Annotated in this window: 19 protein-coding genes; 11 read left to right on the forward strand and 8 right to left on the reverse strand. The window is 37.8% G+C overall.

Annotation, left to right across the window (positions count from 1 at the left end; translation table 11 throughout):
- Positions 1-190: 190 nt before the first annotated feature.
- Positions 191-571, forward strand: coding sequence for a DUF423 domain-containing protein (locus AC012T_RS09160; protein ID WP_487066521.1), 381 nt, complete (start codon positions 191-193; stop codon positions 569-571).
- Positions 572-620: 49 nt separating this feature from the next.
- Here the strand turns inward: AC012T_RS09160 and AC012T_RS09165 are convergent, their stop codons facing one another.
- Positions 621-1,940, reverse strand: coding sequence for an IS4 family transposase (locus AC012T_RS09165; protein ID WP_487066523.1), 1,320 nt, complete (start codon positions 1,938-1,940; stop codon positions 621-623).
- Positions 1,941-2,143: 203 nt separating this feature from the next.
- Between AC012T_RS09165 and AC012T_RS09170 the strand changes: the two genes are divergently transcribed.
- From AC012T_RS09170 to AC012T_RS09185, 4 genes are all read left to right on the forward strand, one after another.
- Entirely contained in the window at positions 2,144-2,902 is a 759-nt protein-coding gene (locus AC012T_RS09170) for an ATP-binding cassette domain-containing protein (protein WP_487065032.1), read from the forward strand.
- Between the two features lie 15 nt (positions 2,903-2,917).
- On the forward strand, positions 2,918-4,444 hold the full coding sequence (locus tag AC012T_RS09175; protein WP_487065034.1) for a glycine betaine ABC transporter substrate-binding protein: 1,527 nt from the start codon (positions 2,918-2,920) through the stop codon (positions 4,442-4,444).
- Positions 4,445-4,505: 61 nt separating this feature from the next.
- On the forward strand, positions 4,506-4,751 hold the full coding sequence (locus AC012T_RS09180) for a UPF0175 family protein (protein WP_487065036.1): 246 nt from the start codon (positions 4,506-4,508) through the stop codon (positions 4,749-4,751).
- The gene (locus AC012T_RS09185; RefSeq protein ID WP_487065038.1) at positions 4,748-5,233 is read left to right on the forward strand and encodes a PIN domain-containing protein; all 486 of its coding nucleotides are present in this window, start codon (positions 4,748-4,750) and stop codon (positions 5,231-5,233) included. Before AC012T_RS09180 ends, AC012T_RS09185 begins: the two co-directional genes overlap by 4 nt.
- Before the next feature lie 56 nt (positions 5,234-5,289).
- Here AC012T_RS09185 and AC012T_RS09190 read toward each other — a convergent pair whose 3' ends face one another.
- The 6 genes from AC012T_RS09190 to AC012T_RS09215 all read right to left on the reverse strand — a co-directional run bounded on the left by AC012T_RS09190 (position 5,290) and on the right by AC012T_RS09215 (position 10,558).
- Positions 5,290-5,784 (reverse strand): DUF427 domain-containing protein, encoded by a 495-nt coding sequence (locus tag AC012T_RS09190; RefSeq protein WP_487066525.1) that lies wholly within the window; start codon positions 5,782-5,784, stop codon positions 5,290-5,292.
- Between the two features lie 106 nt (positions 5,785-5,890).
- Positions 5,891-6,268, reverse strand: coding sequence for a sterol desaturase family protein (locus AC012T_RS09195; RefSeq protein WP_487066527.1), 378 nt, complete (start codon positions 6,266-6,268; stop codon positions 5,891-5,893).
- Positions 6,269-6,503: 235 nt separating this feature from the next.
- Entirely contained in the window at positions 6,504-7,481 is a 978-nt protein-coding gene (egtD, locus tag AC012T_RS09200; protein WP_487065040.1) for an L-histidine N(alpha)-methyltransferase, read from the reverse strand.
- Between the two features lie 250 nt (positions 7,482-7,731).
- Positions 7,732-9,087, reverse strand: a complete 1,356-nt coding sequence (ovoA, locus tag AC012T_RS09205) for a 5-histidylcysteine sulfoxide synthase (RefSeq protein ID WP_487065042.1) — start codon at positions 9,085-9,087, stop codon at positions 7,732-7,734.
- A 105-nt stretch (positions 9,088-9,192) separates the two neighbouring features.
- On the reverse strand, positions 9,193-9,396 hold the full coding sequence (locus tag AC012T_RS09210) for a hypothetical protein (RefSeq protein ID WP_487065044.1): 204 nt from the start codon (positions 9,394-9,396) through the stop codon (positions 9,193-9,195).
- Positions 9,371-10,558, reverse strand: coding sequence for an FtsW/RodA/SpoVE family cell cycle protein (locus AC012T_RS09215; protein ID WP_487065046.1), 1,188 nt, complete (start codon positions 10,556-10,558; stop codon positions 9,371-9,373). The genes AC012T_RS09210 and AC012T_RS09215 overlap by 26 nt, the downstream gene beginning before the upstream one ends.
- A 181-nt stretch (positions 10,559-10,739) precedes the next feature.
- On the opposite strand from AC012T_RS09215, the gene AC012T_RS09220 reads away from it, so the two are divergent.
- The 3 genes from AC012T_RS09220 (at position 10,740) to AC012T_RS09230 (ending at position 13,763) form a co-directional block, all read left to right on the forward strand.
- The gene (locus AC012T_RS09220) at positions 10,740-12,584 is read left to right on the forward strand and encodes a CHASE2 domain-containing protein (protein WP_487065048.1); all 1,845 of its coding nucleotides are present in this window, start codon (positions 10,740-10,742) and stop codon (positions 12,582-12,584) included.
- Positions 12,585-13,244: 660 nt separating this feature from the next.
- Entirely contained in the window at positions 13,245-13,628 is a 384-nt protein-coding gene (locus AC012T_RS09225; RefSeq protein ID WP_487065050.1) for a hypothetical protein, read from the forward strand.
- A gap of 12 nt (positions 13,629-13,640) precedes the next feature.
- Positions 13,641-13,763 carry a hypothetical protein gene (locus AC012T_RS09230; RefSeq protein WP_487065052.1) on the forward strand — a complete coding sequence of 41 codons (123 nt, stop codon included), beginning with the start codon at positions 13,641-13,643 and terminating at the stop codon, positions 13,761-13,763.
- A 231-nt stretch (positions 13,764-13,994) separates the two neighbouring features.
- On the opposite strand, the gene AC012T_RS09235 is transcribed toward AC012T_RS09230, so the two are convergent.
- Positions 13,995-15,179, reverse strand: coding sequence for an NAD(P)H-quinone oxidoreductase subunit H (locus tag AC012T_RS09235; protein ID WP_487065054.1), 1,185 nt, complete (start codon positions 15,177-15,179; stop codon positions 13,995-13,997).
- 452 nt (positions 15,180-15,631) lie between these two features.
- Between AC012T_RS09235 and AC012T_RS09240 the strand changes: the two genes are divergently transcribed.
- The 3 genes from AC012T_RS09240 (at position 15,632) to AC012T_RS09250 (ending at position 20,093) form a co-directional block, all read left to right on the forward strand.
- Complete coding sequence (locus tag AC012T_RS09240) at positions 15,632-17,521, forward strand: M48 family metalloprotease (RefSeq protein ID WP_487065056.1); 1,890 nt, start codon at positions 15,632-15,634, stop codon at positions 17,519-17,521.
- A gap of 5 nt (positions 17,522-17,526) precedes the next feature.
- A complete protein-coding gene (gene rsmH / locus AC012T_RS09245) occupies positions 17,527-18,423 on the forward strand; it encodes a 16S rRNA (cytosine(1402)-N(4))-methyltransferase RsmH (protein WP_487065058.1) in 897 nt (298 codons plus the stop codon).
- 236 nt (positions 18,424-18,659) lie between these two features.
- On the forward strand, positions 18,660-20,093 hold the full coding sequence (locus AC012T_RS09250) for a lysozyme family protein (protein ID WP_487065060.1): 1,434 nt from the start codon (positions 18,660-18,662) through the stop codon (positions 20,091-20,093).
- Positions 20,094-20,106: the final 13 nt, after the last annotated feature.

Raw genomic sequence — 20,106 nt, forward strand, 5'->3', positions numbered from 1 at the left:
AAACATTATGCGTACAGAGTTGGAAAATTTGAATCGGTAACTGTCCCGTTGAAAGTACATCACAAAAGTACCCCGAATTTCCTAACTCCAAGGCGGTAATGAAAAAGATTCAATGCGGTTAAAACCGCTCGTGTCGCTTCCCTCTCAGCCCTAAAAGGACTGAGTTTCCCGCATACCGCGAGGTCTTATGATGACGCAGATTTTTTTGACTATAGCTGCTATTTTCGGCGGTTTGTCTGTTGCTGGTGGTGCTTTTGGCGCTCATGCTTTGCGGGAAAAAATCAGCGATCGCGCTTTAGAAATCTTCGATACTGGCGCTCGCTATCAGATGTACCACGCTCTAGCACTATTGTTTGTCGCCATACTCATGAGCCGCATCCCTACTCCACCATTAACTCTGGTAGCCAGTGGTTGGTTATTTATAGCGGGTGTGGTAATTTTTTCAGGTAGCTTGTATGCCATCAGCTTAACAGGTATCAAATCCTTGGGAGCGATCGCACCCTTAGGAGGCATATCATTGATGGCTGGATGGGGTATTTTAGCTTTTACTGCTGCAACTATCAAGTTTTAATCAATAGCTCAATATCAATTCTTGTGGTGCGGGCATCTTGCCATTGGTGTCAAGTTAAGGCATCAGCCCAAATGTCAAGAGAGCGAGCAGCCGTTCGTCGGTGACGTTGACGGACGGTCTTGATTAAGCCCATAGAACGATGATGTTCGACAAGCCAAGGAATAAGTTGTAAATCAGGAGCAAGTAAAAGTGCGCGGTGGAAAAAATACAAACTGCGAAAAACCATTTCCACAGAAATGCGTTCTAAAGGTTGTTGTAAAGCAATAGCCACATCAGCACACAAGTCATTGAGGACAGCGTAGAAAATCCAGGTAGCATATATTTGCATCTGTACACCATTAGTGCCACCAACCCACAAATAGGACAAGCCCAATAAACGCTTAGTCAATAAAAATGCGTCCTCAATTCGCCAACGTCGGCGGTATAAATCACAAACCTCCTGTGGTGAAAGCTGTTGTGGGTCAAGAACATTAGTCAAATAATGATACCAAGTCTTACCCCATAATACGGATACTTGGCGCATGGGATAGCGACATGGGTTGGTATGATGCAATCCCATTTGAATAATTTCATCCCTGTAGTGAGAGCTACTAGAAAGTACACGCACTACCTTATATCTGACCTTTTCCTTTTGGCGGGTGAGAACATACTTACCGGCAGCAGTTAGAGAATCAAACCACTCAAAACCATAAAATCCCATGTCTACTATGAGTAAACCACCATCAGGTAAAAGTTCTAACAATGCTTGCCACCAACGAGTCTCATTCCGCTTGGCATCAGCATCATACCAAACTGCTACAGGAATATGAGTGAAAGCTTCTACTACCATCAGCATTTTTCCTGCCAACACTGAACCTGTTTTTTCTTGCAATTGTCCGAAGTGCTTTTTCATGGCTTCGAGTGTTGAGGCATCACAAATCCAGATGGCGGAAAATCTCTGCGCCACTGATGCCCAGGCTGGAGCTAATTCTCTTACATTCCTTTTTGCTGCTAGACGTTCTACTACTTGCTCAAACATCTTGGCGAACAGATGCGCCGGTAAACTGTTGAGTCTTTGGGACAGAGCTTGCTTGCTGACTTTTGTTGCCTCTACCCACATTAGTCCTTCTATTTCCAGGCAGCGCAATACATCTGTTAAGTGTTGTACTTGTCGATACACTAGACTCAATATTATTGCTGCCATTACTGGTAGGGTTAATACTCTTGAGCGCAAGCTTCGCTCTTTATCTTTTACCCCTTTGAGGTTGGCAAATGTCCCTGGACTTAATAGCCCAATCAACCGTGATTCTATCTCTTCACTAGCTGGAGCAGGTACGCTGACTTGATGGCGAAAATCTGGATTCCCTTGTTTTTTCCTTGGTTTACTCATGGCTCTTTTCAACACCCCTGTGTTGACTTTTACCATTTATTTCCCACTCTTGACACAAATCCATTTTTCTTAACTTGACACCAATGGCATCTTGCCCGCTAATAATACAAAGACGGGCAGGATAACCATCCTACAAGATTGGATCATCTTTTTTAGTAATCTGATAAAAGTTCAAATCTCAAGGAGTATACGAAATATTTTAAATGTCTCCAACATCACAAATCACCGTTGAGTTTCGGGATGTCAGTTTTAAAATTAATCGTCGTTTTCTGTTATCCCATTTAAATCTCACCATCTACCAAGGGGAAGCCCTTGTCTTACTTGGACGCAGTGGTAGCGGCAAAACAACCACCTTAAAATTAATCAATCATTTGCTGATTCCTACCCAAGGGCAGGTTTTTGTCAATAATCGCCCGACAACTGAATGGGATGCGATTAAACTGCGGCGGCGTATCGGTTATGTGATCCAAGACATTGGTTTATTTCCCCACTTTAGCGTCAAAGAAAACATCGCCCTCGTCCCTTCTTTAGAAAAATGGACACAACGGCGAATTGAGACGCGAGTTTATGAAATGTTAAAGTTGGTGGACTTAGACCCGGAAATATTCGCCCAGCGCTATCCCCATCAACTATCAGGAGGTCAGCGTCAGCGAGTAGGTGTGGCCAGGGCTTTAGCAGCCGATCCGCCTGTATTATTGATGGATGAGCCTTTTGGCGCACTTGACCCTATCACCCGTCTAGAATTACAACAACAGTTTCACTACTTGCAAAAACAACTGGGAAAAACCGTGATATTTGTTACCCACGACATTCAAGAAGCATTCTTCCTCGGTACTCGAATTGGGTTAATGTATGAGGGTGATTTAGTTTTCCTGGGTACGAGAGCAGAATTTCTCCAATCTCAACATCCAGAGGCCAAGGCTTTTATTGCTTGTTTAAATGCTTGGGAAAAAAGTGCTTAATTTAAGGATTTAACCTTGTTTTTAATCCAATATGCCCCAGAAATCCTTCTTCGTACTGGGGAACATTTAGTTTTAGTTGCGATCGCCATGTTGGTGGCCATATCCATCGGCATCCCTTTAGGCATTTTCATCACTCGCCAGCCGAAACTCGCCCAACCCATTCTCGGTGTCGCTAACGCCCTCCAAACCATTCCCAGTTTAGCCATCTTTGGTTTCCTCATTTCTGTGCCATTTCTAGGAGGAATTGGCAAAATTCCCGCTATTGTCGCCTTGACTCTCTACGCTTTACTTCCCCTCATTCGTAATACTTATATAGGCATTAATAACGTCGATTCAGCCATTCGAGAAGCCGGCAAAGGCATGGGAATGACAGATTGGCAATTGCTCTTTCAGGTAGAAATTCCCCTAGCATCAGGCGTAATTTTGGCGGGAGTTAGAGTAGCAACGGTGATTTCGGTGGGAATTGCTACCATTGCAGCTGCGATCGGTGGTGGAGGATTAGGAGTATTTATTTTTCGGGGTATTTCTACAGTTAATAATCAATTAATTTTAGCAGGTGCAATCCCCGCTGCTGTGATTGCTTTGAGTGCAGATTTTGGTTTAGGATTATTAGAAAAAAATCTAACTAAACAAACAGAAAATAAAGGTAAAATTAATCAAAAAATAGCTTTTATTTTAGGAATAATCGGTTTAATTATAGCCGGATTAGTAGCATTTAACTATCAACAAACACCAGCAACAATTATTATCGGTTCCAAGAATTTTACTGAACAAGTTATTTTAGGAGAAATTCTAGCTCAACAAATAGAAAATCATACAAAATTAAACGTAGATCGTCGTTTTAATTTAGGAGGTACATTTATCTGTCATGAAGCAGTAAAAGCAGGTAAAATAGCAGCTTATGTAGAATATACAGGTACAGCATTTACAGCAGTTTTAAAAGAAAAAGTAATTACAGATCCTCAACTTGTTTATGAAAAAATTAAAAAAGAATATCAAGATAAGTATAAATTAACAGTCATGCCATCTTTAGGATTTGAAAATACCTTTGCTATGATTATTCGTGGTGAAGATGCAAAAAAATTGCAAATCAAAAATTTGTCAGAAGCTGCTAAATATACTCCCCAAATGCAAGCAGGTTTTGGTTATGAATTTTTAGAACGTGCAGACGGTTTTCCAGGTTTATCTAAAACTTATGGCTTAAATTTTGCCAGCATCAAACAAATGGAATTAGGATTAATGTATCAAGCTTTAAAGGAAAAACAAGTAGATTTTATTGCTGCAAACTCTACAGATGGCTTAATTCCAGTTTTCAACTTAGTTATTTTAGAAGATGATAAAAAATACTTTCCACCATATCAAGCTGTCCCTATATTTAACCAAGAAATTTTGCAACAATATCCAGAATTAACAAAAACCATTAATCAATTAGCTGGCAAAATTTCTACAACACAAATACAAAAGATGAATTATCAAGTAGATAATCAATCTCAACCAGTAGAAAAAGTTGTGCGGGAGTGGTTAAAATCTAAAAAAATATGAAAAATAATATAGATTTTATGTTAGCATATATAGTCAAAGATATGAAAAAAGATAACAGCGTATGAACATTACTATACCTGATGAAATTCTTGAATCTGCTCAAATGTCAACCGATGATATTAAAGTTGAACTAGCAATTTTACTATATAAACAGAAAAAAATTAGTATAGGTCAAGCTCGTTATTTAGCAGGAATGCACTTAATTCAATTTCAAAAAGAAATGGCAAATCGAGGAATTTGTATTAATTATGATGTTGAGGATTTTGAAAATGATCTCATAAGTTTCAGAGAAATAGGTGAATTATGATTGTTGTCAGCAATACTTCACCTATTACCAACCTAGCAGCTATTCAGAAAATAGATATATTGCAAAAAATCTATGATACTATTATTATCCCTCAAGCTGTTTATGACGAAATGGCAAATTTAAGTTATGAAGTTCCAGGAACAAAAGAAGTTAAAACCCTAGCATGGATTCAAGTTAAACCAGTTAGCAATTCTACATTAGTTACAGAGTTAAAAACAGAAATTGATCCAGGTGAAGCTGAAGCAATAGCATTAGCTATGGAAATAAAAGCTGACATAATAATTATAGATGACTATAAGGGTAGAGTTGTAGCTTCTCGTTTAGGATTAAAAGTCACAGGAATTTTAGGAGTTATGTTAATCGTTAAACACAGGGGATTAATTAACAATATTAAGCCCATAATGGATGATTTAATAAATATAGCAGGATTTAGAATTAGTCCCAAACTCTACAATCATATTTTAACAACTGCTGGTGAATAGCAATACATTCTTTATAGAAAAATACCTTCTTTTTTGACAACTGAAATTTTTATTATTTACCATCCCCAAGTACCTGGTTCACCTTTAAATGGTCCAACAATATCAGAAGTTATCCAACCACCATAAAAACCACCAGTTTGAGCTTTAACTAACTCATCATTTACATAACAAGCATCCATTAAACTAACATACAAACCATAGTATTCTTGAATCGAGTTAAAGTTAGGAGTAGTCTGAATATATTTCCAAACAGCATTATTGACATATTTATCTCCTACAGAAACATCATAATATTGACATACACCTTTCCATTCACACATAGTTTTTCTAGGTGTAGCTATTAAATGTTCTAGTTTAAAATCTTCAGCAGGAATGTAATAACTAGGAGGGTGACTGGTTTCTAAAACTCTTTTTGCTTTATTTGTTTCTGCCAAAACAATATCATTAAAAATCACTTTAATATGTTTATCTGTATCCTGTAAAATCGCTGGACGAGGATAATCCCAAACAGATTCTTGACCGGGTTCTGGAGGTATAGGATTTGGTTTCATTGTCATTTAAAATGTCAAGTTATTTATTATTACGTCTTTTAATATTATATCATTAGTTGGATTACATTGTTGTTTTTCAATCATACAATTTATTATTATCCGTTGCTTATTTAGCAATAATATAAGTATTGATAATGTTGGATTCAATCAAACTTAAAGGAAACATAATTCCTCGGTTCTTAGTAATGGGGGTGAGTGTTTTAAATACTCTGTCCCAAAAGCCATGAATGCCATAATTTCCATGAAAAGCAGTGTGATGAAGATCATGAAAATCTGCGGGGATAAAAAATATTGATAAGGAACTATGACCTTCTAAATTATAAATATTACCTATCAAAGTCCATACACAAAGTTGATTTATATCATATCCAAAGATAAGGATAGGTAAAACATCTGTGATGGTAACAATAATATATTCCAGAAGGCTTTTATGTCCAGCTACAAAACTTGATGTATCTTGAAATTCATGATGTTTAAGATGAATTTTGAGAAATGATTTGGTGTGAAATAATCTATGATATTATTGAACAGAAAATAAAATACCTGTTGAACCATTGTACAACTAATAGCAATCTTGAAATAAAACTCTAACTCTAAACAGCAATTAAAGAACTTTTGCATTTTTATAACTCATGAAAATCATCTCAGTCAATGTCTAGAGATAAGATAATTCAAGATATAAAATTTAAATCTTGGTTTCATTAATACTCACACAAAGCTCATTTAAGTTGACCAAGAATCAAGCCAAACCATCCCTTTTCATCTGTCCAAGTTTTCACAGTTGTTAATCCTTTACTTTGCAATTGTTTTTCCATTGTTGCTAAATCAAACTTACGGGAAATCTCTGTAAGGATACTTTCCCCAGCTTCAATAAACACCTTTAAATCCAATGCTTCTAAAGATAGAAAATGACTTTCTTGACAATGTAGATACATTTCAATTTGATTATCTACCTGATTATAAATCGCTTGATGTTTAAACAAATTAATGTCAAAATTACCTTGAAAACGCCAATTCAAATGAGAAAGCATATTTAAATTAAAAGCAGCAGTCACATCTTGACTATCGTTATAAGCTGCTTCTAAGATATCCTTGGGTTTTTGTAAATCTATACCCAGTAAAAAGTAATCTCCAGGTTGTAAAGTTCGAGAAACTTGATTTAAAAAACTATCACACTCTTCCGGTTTAAAATTTCCTAAAGAACTTCCCAAGAAAAACAACATTCTTGATTGTAAATAATTAGATTCCAGATGAACTAAAGCTTGTTCATAAGTTCCTAATAATCCATGAATTGTAAAATCAGGATATTTTTGTTGTAATTGTAAAACGCTATTTTTAAGAATTCCTCCACTGACATCAATAGGTAAATATCTACAAAAATCGGTTATTTTTTGATAAGCATCTAATAAAAGACGAGTTTTAGTAGAACTACCACTACCTAATTCTATTAATTCACAACAACCTGTAATTTGAGCGATTTCGTCAGCATATTGATTTAAAATCCATGCTTCTGTGCGAGTTGGGTAATATTCAGGTAAATCGCAGATTTTTTCAAATAGCTCAGAACCATAATCGTCATAAAAATATTTAGCGGGTAAACTTTTAGGAATTTGAGTTAATCCTTGAATAACATCTGCACCATCATTGTTTAAATCTTGATAGTGATCATCAAGAATTGTCAAAGGTTTAATTAGCATTTTTTAATTCCTGAGATTTTTTGTTTGAGCAAAAACCATGTAAAACAGACCTGACTATTCAATTCTCTCTGTGACTCTGCGACTCTGCGTGAAAAAAATCTAAATTAGAGGTTGTTGGAAAAGTTGGAAAAGGTATAATTAGTCATTCTGAGTGTAACAAAGTGGAAAGAAGAATCTAGGATTTCAGGCACATACCGAGATGCTTCACTTCGTTCAGCATGACATTGAAAGACCCTTTTAAAACATCCTCTTAAACAACATTCTGAGCAATTCTAAAACCAACGTGCTGATAAAAATAAGGACGAAACCAATTACGATAAGATGGTAATGCCATTGAACCATTAGTAGCCCAAGAACCACCGAGCATCATCTGATGTTTACCATCAAAAAATGGTGCAGATTGGTCTTCATAAAGGGGATGAGTTTTAAATCCTGGTAGGGGGTAAAAAGTGTTTTCTAACCATTCCCAGACATTTCCTCTTAAGTCAAAAAGACCAGATGCGCTGTTGGCTGGTTTGAACATTCCCACCGGATTAGGGGAAATAAATTGTAAATTAAGATTACAGTGACTTGATGAGCAGTTACCTTCAGATATTAGCAAGGCTTGATTCCATTCTGCTTCACTCATCAAGCGTATGTTTGAACCTTTCCAGCGACAAAATGCGATCGCTTCATAGTGGTTAACTTCTACAGGCCAGTCAAGAGGTAAGTCTATTTCATCGAATGTAGCCCGATAGCGATAGCCATCTGATGTGGGTAGCCAAAATTTAGGGTGTTGGACTTGATAAAGTTGCTGCCATTCCCAAGATTCAGCATTCCAGCAATCTCGATTATTGTAGCCACCCGCTTGCACAAACTCTAAAAATTCCCTGTTTGTCACCAGATATTGACTAGCTAAAAATGGTTTTACCTCTACTTGCAGATGTCCGTATTCGCTATCCCAACCGTAAGTCAGATCATGATCAGGTTTGCCCAATTGCACCACACCCCCAGGAATTTCCCGCATTTCATTGTTAGAAATAATATCACTATTACCAATTGCATAATTCCATCCAGAGGGGCATTTCAGGCTTTCTACTGGCAATTGACGCAGCAGCATAGAAGAGGTTTCAAAGTGAATGCGGCTGTGTTCTATCCCCATTAATAAAGCCCAGAGGGGATGCTGTTGATGAATCGGCAGATGTATGGGAGTGGTTTGGATTACCTTTGTAATTTCTTCTCTAGCTTTATCCCGATATTGCCAAACTTTTTCCACATCAGGCCAGCAAATCCCTTTGATAGCTGCATCCAACTCTGTTGGAGTTTCGGGATCAACACCAATTTCAAACAGGGTTTCGTATTCTGGATGAATGCGATCTGCGATTAAACCAACCTGAATTAACTTGTTGATATAAAAAACAGCAGAGTGACCGAGATAAAAAATGAGACAATTTCTTAAAGGGTCAGGATTCAGATAGAAAGTTTGGGGATCAACTAAACTTTGCAGGAGTTTTTCTTCAAGTTCCCAAGAATCCTCAAAGTATGTAAGTAGGGTTTGTTGACTGCAATGATCGAGTCTGGGGACTTGAGCAGATGTCATTCTATTAATTGTGGGAATTGTAGGCATGACATTAATTGAGTTTTGCAAAAGCGCAATCGCATGATTTGATATCTGTCTTCATGTATCCCATCTTGTTGCGCTTTTACTGATTTTTTTATAAAAACTTTAGACTTACAGCGGATTGCAGATCAATGAGCTACAGAATCTAAATTCAAAGCCATACACCAAGACAGTTTTACTCCTGACTCCAAACTCCAAACTCCAAACTCCAAACTCCAAACTCCGAACTCCGAACTCCGAACTCCGAACTCCGAACTCCGAACTCCTGACTCCTAAATTCTGCTGTAATCTAAAATATTCGTCTTTTACGTCCATTATCGGGCTGTGTTGTTCGCAACGGCACTACTTCCGCCTCACTACTCTCTCTGGCTACTCTAATCAGCAACGCAGCAGCCACCAAACTGGCAATCATCGAATTACCACCATAACTAAACATGGGTAAAGGCAAACCGGTAGTTGGCAGCGCACCTGTAGCTACACCAATATGCAGTAATGATTGTCCAATCAAAACCACCGTGATACCAATTGCCACTAGCCGATGAATAGTGTTTTTGGCCTTGAATGCTACAATTAGTCCCAAAGTAGCGAATACAACTAAAAGTAATAACAGCAACAGACTACCAACAAAGCCAAATTCCTCTGCAAATATTGCAAATATAAAATCAGTATCTTGAATTGGTAAATAAAACAGCTTTTGTTGAGAAAGACCAAATCCAACTCCCCAAGTTTTACCCGAACCTACTGCTAATAAACTTTGTACTAATTGATACCCATCTCCTGTCGCATCAGCCCAAGGATTGAGAAAAGACATCACCCGTCTACGTTGATATTCTTTGATGCTAATACTCAATAATGCTAATAGCACTCCACCAAGGGCTGTTCCTCCCAAGTATTTTGATGGTATGCCAGCAGCTAAAGCAATTAACCAAATAGTCATTCCGCATAGTGCTGTTGTACTTAAGTTAGGTTGGGCAAGGATTCCTAATAGTACAAGACAGAAGACACCTAACCAAGAGAGTCGAACCCCCCAGCTTAATCTTTCCCACTGACCGAAAAGCCTAGCACTTTGTAGAACTAAAAAGGGTTTAATCAATTCTGATGGTTGAATGGGAATTGGCCCCACTGCTATCCACCTGGCTGCGTCAAACGCCTTTTTTCCTAATCCAGGAATCAGGGTGACGAAAATTAACCCTAAAAACAGCAACAAAAACCAATGAGATACCCCCAAAATTTTCCGTAAGGGGAGATTAACAATAATATTGAAGATTATTAGTGAAACTAATACCCAAATGATTTGACGCTTAAAATAGTACATCCCGTCACCATGTCGTTCATCAGCTACGGGATAAGATGCTGAAAATAGGACGATTAAGCCGCAAAACAACCAAATCATTGTTAACCAGCGCAATAATCGTGCCTCTATTGCCCAAGTGGCAACAGAACTATCAAAAATTGGAATTAATTGGCGTAGATTCACAGTGTCTGATTTGGGTAGGAATAATTAAGTTATTTTAGGTTTTAGTTGGTCTACTTCCGTACTATCAGAAGAATACCGATTAAATGTAGATGCGGAGAGACTTTCCGCAGGGTATCGCAAAAACGCAAAGGACGCGAAGATAAGAGAGAAGGAAGGAAGAAGGAAGAAGATAGCTAATTTTATGCGAGATGTTCGGAAATACCTACGACATTCTTTAAATAAAAAACATTTACTGAATCCTTATATATTGACTGCTCTTGTCTCAATTGGATTATGGCAAGTAGGGACTTGGACTAGTTTAGAGTTACTAGGATTTAATTTATTGTTTCGCACACGCAACTGTTTACCTCATCCTAGTTGGGATTCACGGATTGCCGTGATTGGGATTGATGATGCGACATTACGCCAGTATGGACAATTTCCATTATCGCGCGATCGCTATACTCAATTGTTAGAAACCCTAGAAGCCTCTCCTCCAGCCGTTATCGGCTTTGATATTCTATTTACAGATCCTACCAGTCACGATGCCACACTAGCCGAAGCAATGGCAATCAATGGTCAGGTTGTCTTAGCAATTGCCCCCAATTTACACAAACAGACCTTGCGTCCAGTACCGATTTTAGATCGCGTCACCAGCAAAGGCCACATTGTCAACAATGCTGATTTGGATGGAGTCACACGTCAATACTCCCTCTACATCAATCAAGTTCCCTCCCTCGGCATCATGTTGTTACAAGAATACAACAATAGCTTGCAGCAAACCTTTACAGCAGACACCACTAAACCGACAAAACCACAAATTACCTTACCACCCATGCAACTGGGAGTAACAGCACAATCAGTTTTGATTAACTGGTTAGGACAAACTCAGCGAGATCAAGGAATCCTTACCTATTCCTTTGCTGATGTCGTCCAAAACAAAGTAGATACAGCCAAACTCAAAAACAAAATTATCTTAGTCGGATTAACCGCCACCGGAGCCAACGATTCCTTAAAAACTCCTTTCGATCAAATACCACCAACATCTGGTGTCTACCTACACGCTGCTTTGATAGATAATCTACTTAACAATCGACTACTGCAAAGATTGCCCAAGCAATTTGAACTCTTACTATTATTCGGATTTGGACTCGGTTCTACTCTGATACTAGCCCCTTTAACATTTCCTAAACGCGCTCTTGTTATAGCTCTACTACCTTTTGCCTGGTTCAGTCTATCAGTTTTAGCTCTCACTATCTCCAACCTCTGGTTGCCAATCGCGGCTCCCATTAGCACAACCTTCTTAGCTGCATTAACTGTGCAATGGCAAGAACAAAAAGAAAAACAACAATTGATGAGTTTATTCGCACGTCATGTTTCCCAGGAAACAGCAACATTAATTTGGCAAAACCGGGCAGATATTTTTCAAAATGGTCAATTAGAAGCTAAGGAAATGGTAGCAACGGTTTTATTTACCGACATTCGGGGTTTTACCTCAATTTCTGAGGATATGAAACCACGCGAGTTGCTCGACTGGTTAAACTTATACCTGGGTGCAATGGCCGAGTGCATTCAAGAGCATCATGGAGTAGTTGATAAATTCATTGGTGATGCCGTAATGGCTGTTTTTGGCATTCCTTTTCCCCACACCCACTCAGAAGAAATCCAGCAGGATGCCATTGATGCTGTCTCTGCCGCCATATCTATGCAGAAACGATTAGTACTATTAAATCAGGAATTAGAACGGCTAGGTAAGCCTGTTATTAGCATCGGCATTGGAATTCATACAGGTTTGATAGTTGCTGGCAGCGTTGGTGGATCTCAAAGATTAAATTATTCCGTATTAGGAGATGCTGTCAATATTGCATCTCGCTTAGAACAACTCAACAAAAACACAGACTGGTATAATCCTCAAAACATCTTAATCAGTGAAACAACATTCCATCTCATCAAAAAGCATTTTCATGCCCAAAAAATAGAGCAGTTGAATCTACGTGGACGACACCAATTAACAATGATTTATTCGGTTATTGGATTAATAGATTAATTATATCAAAACTAATTTAATTAAGTAACTATAACGTGAGTTCGGTGTTAGGAGTTAGGAGTTAGGAGTTAGGAGTTAGGAGTTAGGAGTTAGGAGTTAGGAGTTAGGAGTTAGGAGTTCGGAGTTCGGAGTTATGATTTTTTCAACGAGAGAATAAGGGTTTGAGACTCCTACTTGTGGCAAGTTTTCCACAAATTATCTGATGTCGAACTCACGTTAACTATAGCAATCCTAAATGATTCATGAACACTTCCTATTTCCTGTTCTCTGTTAAGATTTTCTTGCCCTCACCGATAAGTTCTCAACTCAAATAAGATCGCCATATCATCAACTGTAAAAGGTTTGCAGTATAGCAATAATATCCAATCTGTAAAAGTGGTCGATTTTTGTTTTATCTAACTTTGTTCCTTGCATCTGATTATCCTTTTATCACCCTTAAACTCTTTATTCATCTAGGTTTTCGGTTTATATGCCTAACGGCACACTCCGCAAACAGCAAGCCCTAATTCCAATAACTTTACATTGATCACTAAAATTGTGGTAAAAAAATAAAGCTGCTTACATAACGGTACTTTCTACTCGATGAAAACGAGTTCAAAACTTCCGTAGATTCAACAATTTATTTAGTTATCTAAACATCTATCAAAATCTGGTGAGTACGTGAACAGGTATCTGATTACAGGAATAGTCACAACTGTTTTATGGGAAACTTTATCGTCCCAGGCTTGGACGCAGCCACCCTCTTGCATGGCTAAAAGCCTGCCTGAAGTTAGCAACTCTCTCAATAGTTTCCGCAAAAGAGACGTTATTGTCATTGGCAAAATACCAGAACATCCATACGTGGTTATTGTTCCTGGCAACTCAGATAAGTTGTTAAACAGTGTCAGAAGCTATATTGCTGACGCATTTATCGCACAGCATAAACTAGGTGCTTATATATACGCAGGCGGATCTTCTCATAGAGAAAAGGCAGAGTGCTTGTCTTATTTATTGAAATCGCGGGGTTTAGATGCAAGAGTTGTCTATTTTCCCCAAAAAAATTAACTGGAGAAACTTATGAAAACAGTAAGCCATAAAAGTCTTTGGGTTAGGGCTAGGAGTCAGGAGTCAGGAGTCAGGAGTCAGGAGGAAGAATCAGAAGAACAGAAGAGAAGAATAGTCTTGAATCTTGTCAAGTGATAGGTTTTTGGTAGTTTTAACGCTTATTCCTTACACTTGATTCACCTTTTTAAGCTTCAAACTCTTGATATATCTGAGTTTTAGATTTATGTGCCGTTAGGCACGTTCCGCGAACAGCAGGCTTTAATTAAAGCATTTATAGCTATTATGTTTTGTTATTAGCTGTATAGGAACGTACATAGGTACGTCCCTACATAATAACCAATTAGTGCCGCTAACCGTAGGTATCAGTTATCTATCTACAGAACCCATGATTACGTCAATACTACCGAGAATGACCACAATATCAGCAACTTTCATCCCCCGTAACAAATGAGGAAGAATTTGCAAGTTATTGAAGTCGGCTGGGCGAATTTTCCACCGCCAGGGGAAAACATTATTATCACCCACTAGGTAAATACCCAATTCACCTTTTCCACTTTCTACACGGGCGTAGATTTCACCGGTGGGAATCTTAAAAGAAGGTGAAACTTTCTTACCAATGAATTGATAATCAAAAGCATCCCACTCAGATTTTTTCCCAGCCATTAAGCGTTTAGCTTCTAGGTTTTCGTAGGGGCCACCAGGTAAACCTTGAATAGCTTGTTTAATGATTTTTACCGATTCGCGCATTTCTCGCATCCGCACCATGTAACGGGCGAGACAATCACCTGCTGTTTCCCACTGTACATCCCAGTCGAAATCATCGTAACATTCGTAGTGGTCAACTTTCCGCAAATCCCACTTCACCCCAGAACCACGTAACATGGGGCCAGAAAGTCCCCAGTTAATCGCTTCTTCGCGGGTAATGGTGCCAATACCTTCAATACGTCGGCGGAAGATGGGGTTATTAGTGACAAGACGTTCGTACTCATCAATTTTGGGGATGAAATACTCGCAGAAATCTAAACACTTGTCTACCCAACCATAGGGTAAATCAGCAGCTACACCACCAACGCGGAAGTAGTTGTTGTTTACCATGCGATAACCTGTGGCAGCTTCCCACAAATCATAAATCATCTCCCGTTCCCGGAATTGATAGAAGAAGGGAGTTTGTGCGCCAACGTCAGCGAGGAAGGGGCCAAACCATAGCAAGTGGTTAGCAATGCGGTTTAGTTCCAGCATAATCACGCGAATGTAGCTGGCGCGTTTGGGAACTGCGACACCTGCTAATTTTTCCGGTGCATTCACTGTAACCGCTTCGTTGAACATCCCCGCAGCGTAGTCCCAACGGCTGACGTAGGGGACATACATGATGTTTGAGCGGTTTTCGGCAATTTTCTCCATTCCCCTGTGTAGGTAGCCAATGACTGGTTCACAGTCAACGACATCCTCGCCATCCAGTGTCATAATTAACCGCAGTACCCCGTGCATTGAGGGATGATGAGGCCCCATATTTAGCACCATTGGTTCAGTGCGGGTTTCGATTCTACTCATAGATTTGATGTTCTCCCGTTATTGCCATTTTTGAATTGAACCGCCAAGATGCTAACCAGACAAGATTTATCGTATCTGCCAAAATTTAGCTTGTAGGGATAATCTTGCTGTCTCTACAGGGTGATGTTGAAGAGAGGATAGCAGGGTCGGATTTGTACTTGATGCTTTATTTTGTTGCACTTCTTCAATTATTATAGGGAGCAAGAGATTCAAGGGATTGAGCTACAGGCAATTTTTTTATATGCGCTATGGGCTGAGTGGAAAAAATATTCACCTCATTACACTATGATTCTCTGTAGCGAAACACAAATAGATTAAATTTATGTTGAAAGTAATTAAATTCTATGGCACTAAGATTCAGAACTTAGTCCAGTAATAAACTTCTTTAAGTATTGATATTCAATAACTAATACTTAGATTAAGGTAGTGTTTTAACTTAGTGATATGCGAATATGGCTTTAAATCAAGAAGAATTTGATACGCTAGTTACTAATTTACAGCAGTATGCCCAGCAGCAACCTGGTAGTTATAAGTTGAGAGTCGGGTTGTTGGCTCTACTCGGTTATGGTTATATATTTTTCTCGTTAGTATTGATGTTGCTGGTGTTTGCGGGAATTGTAGCTGTAGGATTTGATAATAAGGTATTGGAAGGTTTTGTGCTAAAGTTAGCGTTACTGCTGCTTGTACCAATTTTTGTGGTTTTGCGATCGCTCTGGGTGACATTTCCAGAACCGCAAGGCTTAAAACTCCAGCGCCAAGAAGCCGCCTATCTATTTAATTTAGTAGATAAACTCACCACTAAGTTAAAATCACCAAAATTTCACCACATTTTACTTACAGATGAGTTGAACGCTGCTGTTGTCCAAAGACCTCGTTTGGGTTTTTTGGGATGGCAACAAAATTACTTATTATTAGGATTACCATTAATGCAGGCTTTATCACCAGAACAGTTTTGTGCTGTGCTGGGACATGAGTTAGGACATTTATCGGGAAATCACAGTCAGTTTGCAGGCTGGATTTATCGTATTCAAAAAACTTACTACCAAATTTTAGAAAAACTACAGGAAAATGGCGATGAAATCGGTTCTTTAATTTTACAACCTTTTTTTAATTGGTATTCTCCTTTTTTTGCTGCTTATTCATTTGTATTGAGGCGAATGAATGAATATGAAGCGGATCGTTGTGCAGCGGAACTTGTAGGTGTAGAAAATATAGCCGAAGCTTTGATTAATGTTGATGTCAAAGCTAAATTTTTGGAGACATCTTTTTGGCCGAGTATCTATAAACAAGCAGAAGAATTAGTAGAACCTCCCCAAAATGTTTATGAACAAGTATCTCTGATGTTGCTTAGTTGTTCAACACAAGAAAATTCTATTCGCTTTTTGCAACAAGCTTTAACAGAAAAAACCGATCATCAAGATACTCATCCCTGTTTACAAGATCGATTGGAGTCTTTGGGATATCTGACTATTAACAATCAAACATTAACTGTCCCACCACAGTTTGAAATCAGTGCTGCTAGTGAATATTTAGGAAATAATTTAGAGAAATTTACTCATCTTTTTGATCAAAATTGGCAAGAAAAAGTACAAACTACTTGGCGACAACGGTACGCCTATACTCAAGAATCTCTACAAAAGCTTCAGGTTTTAGAAGAAAAGTCTAAAAGTCAATCTTTGACTAAAGATGAAAACTGGGACATTGCTTATTTGACATGGGAATTTCGTAGTCAAGAAACTGCTATGCTTATGTTTAGAAATATTCTGGCTGATGACGAAAATCATACCGAAGCTAATTATCTATTAGGACAGGCTTTATTAAAAAGAAGTGATGATAGTGGCATAGATTATATTGAAAGAGCAATTTCTAAAAATTCAAATATAGTTATTGATGGTTGTAACTTGATTTATGCCTTTCTGAAGAGTCAAGGAAGAAATAAAGAATTAAAATCTTATCAAAAACGCATCCAGCAGCATTATGAGTTTATGCGGCTGGCTAAACAAGAGCGTTCTGATGTTAAAGATAATGATAAATTTAAACAGCACGATTTATCTGCTGAAGTGATTGAAAATCTATGTTTACAGTTAGCTAAATATCCAGAACTGAAAAGGGCTTATTTAGTCCAAAAAGTCGTGGAATATTTTCCAGAAGATCATTTTTATATACTTGGTGTTCAGCGCAAATGGACTTTAACAGATAGCGGTAAATACAAATTTATCGACCAGATAATACATGAAGTAGAATTTCCTGGCTATACTTATGTCATCATTATCAATAACGATACGAAAAAATTAGAAAAAAATCTGCGTCAAGTTCCTGAAGCAGTTATTTACCAAAGATAAAATTAATGATCGAATCAGATTTACAAACACCAATAGATTTAGAAGAAACTGCTTTTTCTCATATTCCCGTTTTAAGCCAAGAGGTAATTGAGGGTTTAGCAGTAGTTCCCGGTGGAAATTATTTAGATTTAACTGTTGGTGGTGGTGGCCACAGTCGGTTAATTTTAGAAGCGGCTGAAGATGTAAAAGTAACTGCTGTTGATCAAGATTTAGATGCTTTAAAAGCAGCAAAAGATAATTTATCTGAATTTGGAGATAGGGTAAATTTTATTCATAGCAATTTTGCAAATTACACATTTCCTGCAAATACTTATGATGGTATTTTAGCGGATTTGGGGGTAAGTTCCTATCATTTGGATAACCCAGAAAGAGGTTTTAGTTTTAGAAATACTGCAAGTTTAGATATGCGAATGAATCAAGAACAACCTTTAACTGCTGGGGATATTATTAATGAGTGGGATGAAAAGGAATTAGCAGATATTTTCTTTCAATATGGTGAAGAGAGGCTTTCACGACGGATTGCGAGACGAATTGTGGAGAAGCGCCCCTTTCAGACTACTACAGAATTGGCTGATGCGATCGCATATTCTGTACCCCCTAAATACCGTCATGGAAGAATCCACCCCGCTACCCGCGTTTTCCAAGCTTTGCGAATTGCTGTCAATGATGAGTTAAAGGTGCTGGAAACTTTGATAGAGAAAGCACCATTAGCGCTGGTTCCCGGTGGCAGAATTGTGATGATTAGCTTTCACAGCTTGGAAGATAGGTTAGTCAAGCATGGTTTAAGAAATTCCCCTATGTTAAAGGTATTGACAAAAAAACCAATTATTGCTGGGGAAGAAGAGATTTCTCAAAATGTGCGATCGCGCTCCGCTAAATTAAGGATAGCAGAAAAAAATTAGGTGCATCAGCCACATCGCTGTTTTGTTAAAAATAGTCTGAATATCTAAGCTTACTTTTTGATCATAGCTATAAAAATTGAAGGTAATTTAGAGCAATAGCGTTTGCGGAGTAGCATCGCTGGGATGATATTTGTCAGGTTCAGTCATATCCACTGGTATAATATGACAACAACCCTTATTCACTAAATTGATGTGGGTACAGCAGAACCTTGATATCTTTTTAGCACATGAACCCAGTGAAACTATCACCTGTTAATACACGTAAGGATCAGAGTTTAGTGTGTCCAAATCTGGTATCTCACTGGAAAATAATCTCTGTACCTGAATCTGAGCAAGGGGTAAGCGGGTTTTCACCAATACTTTTACAAGGAATTAAAACCAGACAGAGATTTCCATTTTCATTAACAGAAGGTTACGCTCTCAAGCTGTTTAATGGAAAATGGACAATCAAACAGGTACAGGAAAAGTGTCAACAGCAATTTGGGAAAGAAATTGGTTCTGATTTTGTGATCAAGCTATTAGAAAAATTGGTGGCTTTGGGAGTTTTAGGAATTCACAAAACAGAGAATAAAAGAGCTTATGTACTGCGAGAACATTCTCGAAAACCTAACCGTTGGCCTCTACTTAAATCCGCAGTGCAGTGGATATGGAACCCAAATGGTTATTGGCTTTTGCGTATGGAACACCCACATAGTTTAGCCTATCTTCAAATTAGCCCTGATCAAAAGGATCTGCTTTTACAGCTAGGTAAACTACCACCACAAACTATCGCTGCTAAATACAAGGTTAATATCGAAGATATACAATTTCTGTTAAAAAAATTAGCAGGAAGAGGGATGTTAAAGGATGCTAACCCAGTTTATTCTCAAAGAAGTTGGAAATTAAAAAAATTACTATTTTATGAAAATAACTGGTTCAACCTTCAAGGGGATAAAATTTATTTTATTCTCACACAAAAATTTAGTTTATTAATTTTCATATTCCTGGCTTTTGTTGTAGCAATTAGTGTGAAAAATAGAGTAGATAAAAAACTAGTTCCTGTTGTTTATATAAATAGTGAGGAAAACTTATCCAAACAAATAAACTTTAATTCTGATCATAATTTATCTCAAGATGTTATCCCCGCTAAAAAAGCTCAAAAAGCTGGTGTAATTATTGATGGTACGATTAAAATTGATTTTGCTCAACAAATTCTTGAAAAAGTTAAACAAGGTACTCTTCGTCAAGAAGTTGCTATTTTTTTAATTGCTATATCAGCTACTGAATCTAGTGGTGGTAATTGGCAAGAACACCGACCAAACAGTAAGTTTTATGGTGCTTTCCAAATTTCTAGAGATAGATTTGACCCTAATATTTCTGATGAAGAAATTTTGGGAAATCCAGATATGCAAATTGAAGTAGCCCAGAAATTGTATGATGAAAAAGTGGTAATTCTCGCTGATAAAAATAATTTATTAAATAGAAAAACTCTACCTGACCAACAACCTCTGCTCGAACATTTATTAGGCAAAAGCGAACTTTATCAAATAGCTTATGCTTGGATAACTTTAGACGGAATAGATGGTCATGGTGTTTATAGTCAAAACTTCGCTAGTGCGGCTGAACAATCTGCGGAAATTATTCGCAATCATAAATCTATTAGGGCTTATCTTTACACTGATGTTAAATAATCAGAAGTCAGGA

This window comes from Anabaena sp. EIM26, from assembly GCF_057568715.1.

Coding starts and splice junctions, on each gene's coding strand:
- AC012T_RS09160 (WP_487066521.1), top strand. CDS start 191: ATGACGCAGATTTTTTTGACTATAGCTGCTATTTTCGGCGGTTTGTCT.
- AC012T_RS09165 (WP_487066523.1), bottom strand. CDS start 1,940: ATGAGTAAACCAAGGAAAAAACAAGGGAATCCAGATTTTCGCCATCAA.
- AC012T_RS09170 (WP_487065032.1), top strand. CDS start 2,144: ATGTCTCCAACATCACAAATCACCGTTGAGTTTCGGGATGTCAGTTTT.
- AC012T_RS09180 (WP_487065036.1), top strand. CDS start 4,506: ATGAACATTACTATACCTGATGAAATTCTTGAATCTGCTCAAATGTCA.
- AC012T_RS09185 (WP_487065038.1), top strand. CDS start 4,748: ATGATTGTTGTCAGCAATACTTCACCTATTACCAACCTAGCAGCTATT.
- AC012T_RS09190 (WP_487066525.1), bottom strand. CDS start 5,784: ATGAAACCAAATCCTATACCTCCAGAACCCGGTCAAGAATCTGTTTGG.
- egtD (WP_487065040.1), bottom strand. CDS start 7,481: ATGCTAATTAAACCTTTGACAATTCTTGATGATCACTATCAAGATTTA.
- ovoA (WP_487065042.1), bottom strand. CDS start 9,087: ATGCCTACAATTCCCACAATTAATAGAATGACATCTGCTCAAGTCCCC.
- AC012T_RS09210 (WP_487065044.1), bottom strand. CDS start 9,396: ATGGACGTAAAAGACGAATATTTTAGATTACAGCAGAATTTAGGAGTC.
- AC012T_RS09220 (WP_487065048.1), top strand. CDS start 10,740: ATGCGAGATGTTCGGAAATACCTACGACATTCTTTAAATAAAAAACAT.
- AC012T_RS09230 (WP_487065052.1), top strand. CDS start 13,641: ATGAAAACAGTAAGCCATAAAAGTCTTTGGGTTAGGGCTAGGAGTCAG.
- AC012T_RS09235 (WP_487065054.1), bottom strand. CDS start 15,179: ATGAGTAGAATCGAAACCCGCACTGAACCAATGGTGCTAAATATGGGG.
- AC012T_RS09240 (WP_487065056.1), top strand. CDS start 15,632: ATGGCTTTAAATCAAGAAGAATTTGATACGCTAGTTACTAATTTACAG.
- rsmH (WP_487065058.1), top strand. CDS start 17,527: ATGATCGAATCAGATTTACAAACACCAATAGATTTAGAAGAAACTGCT.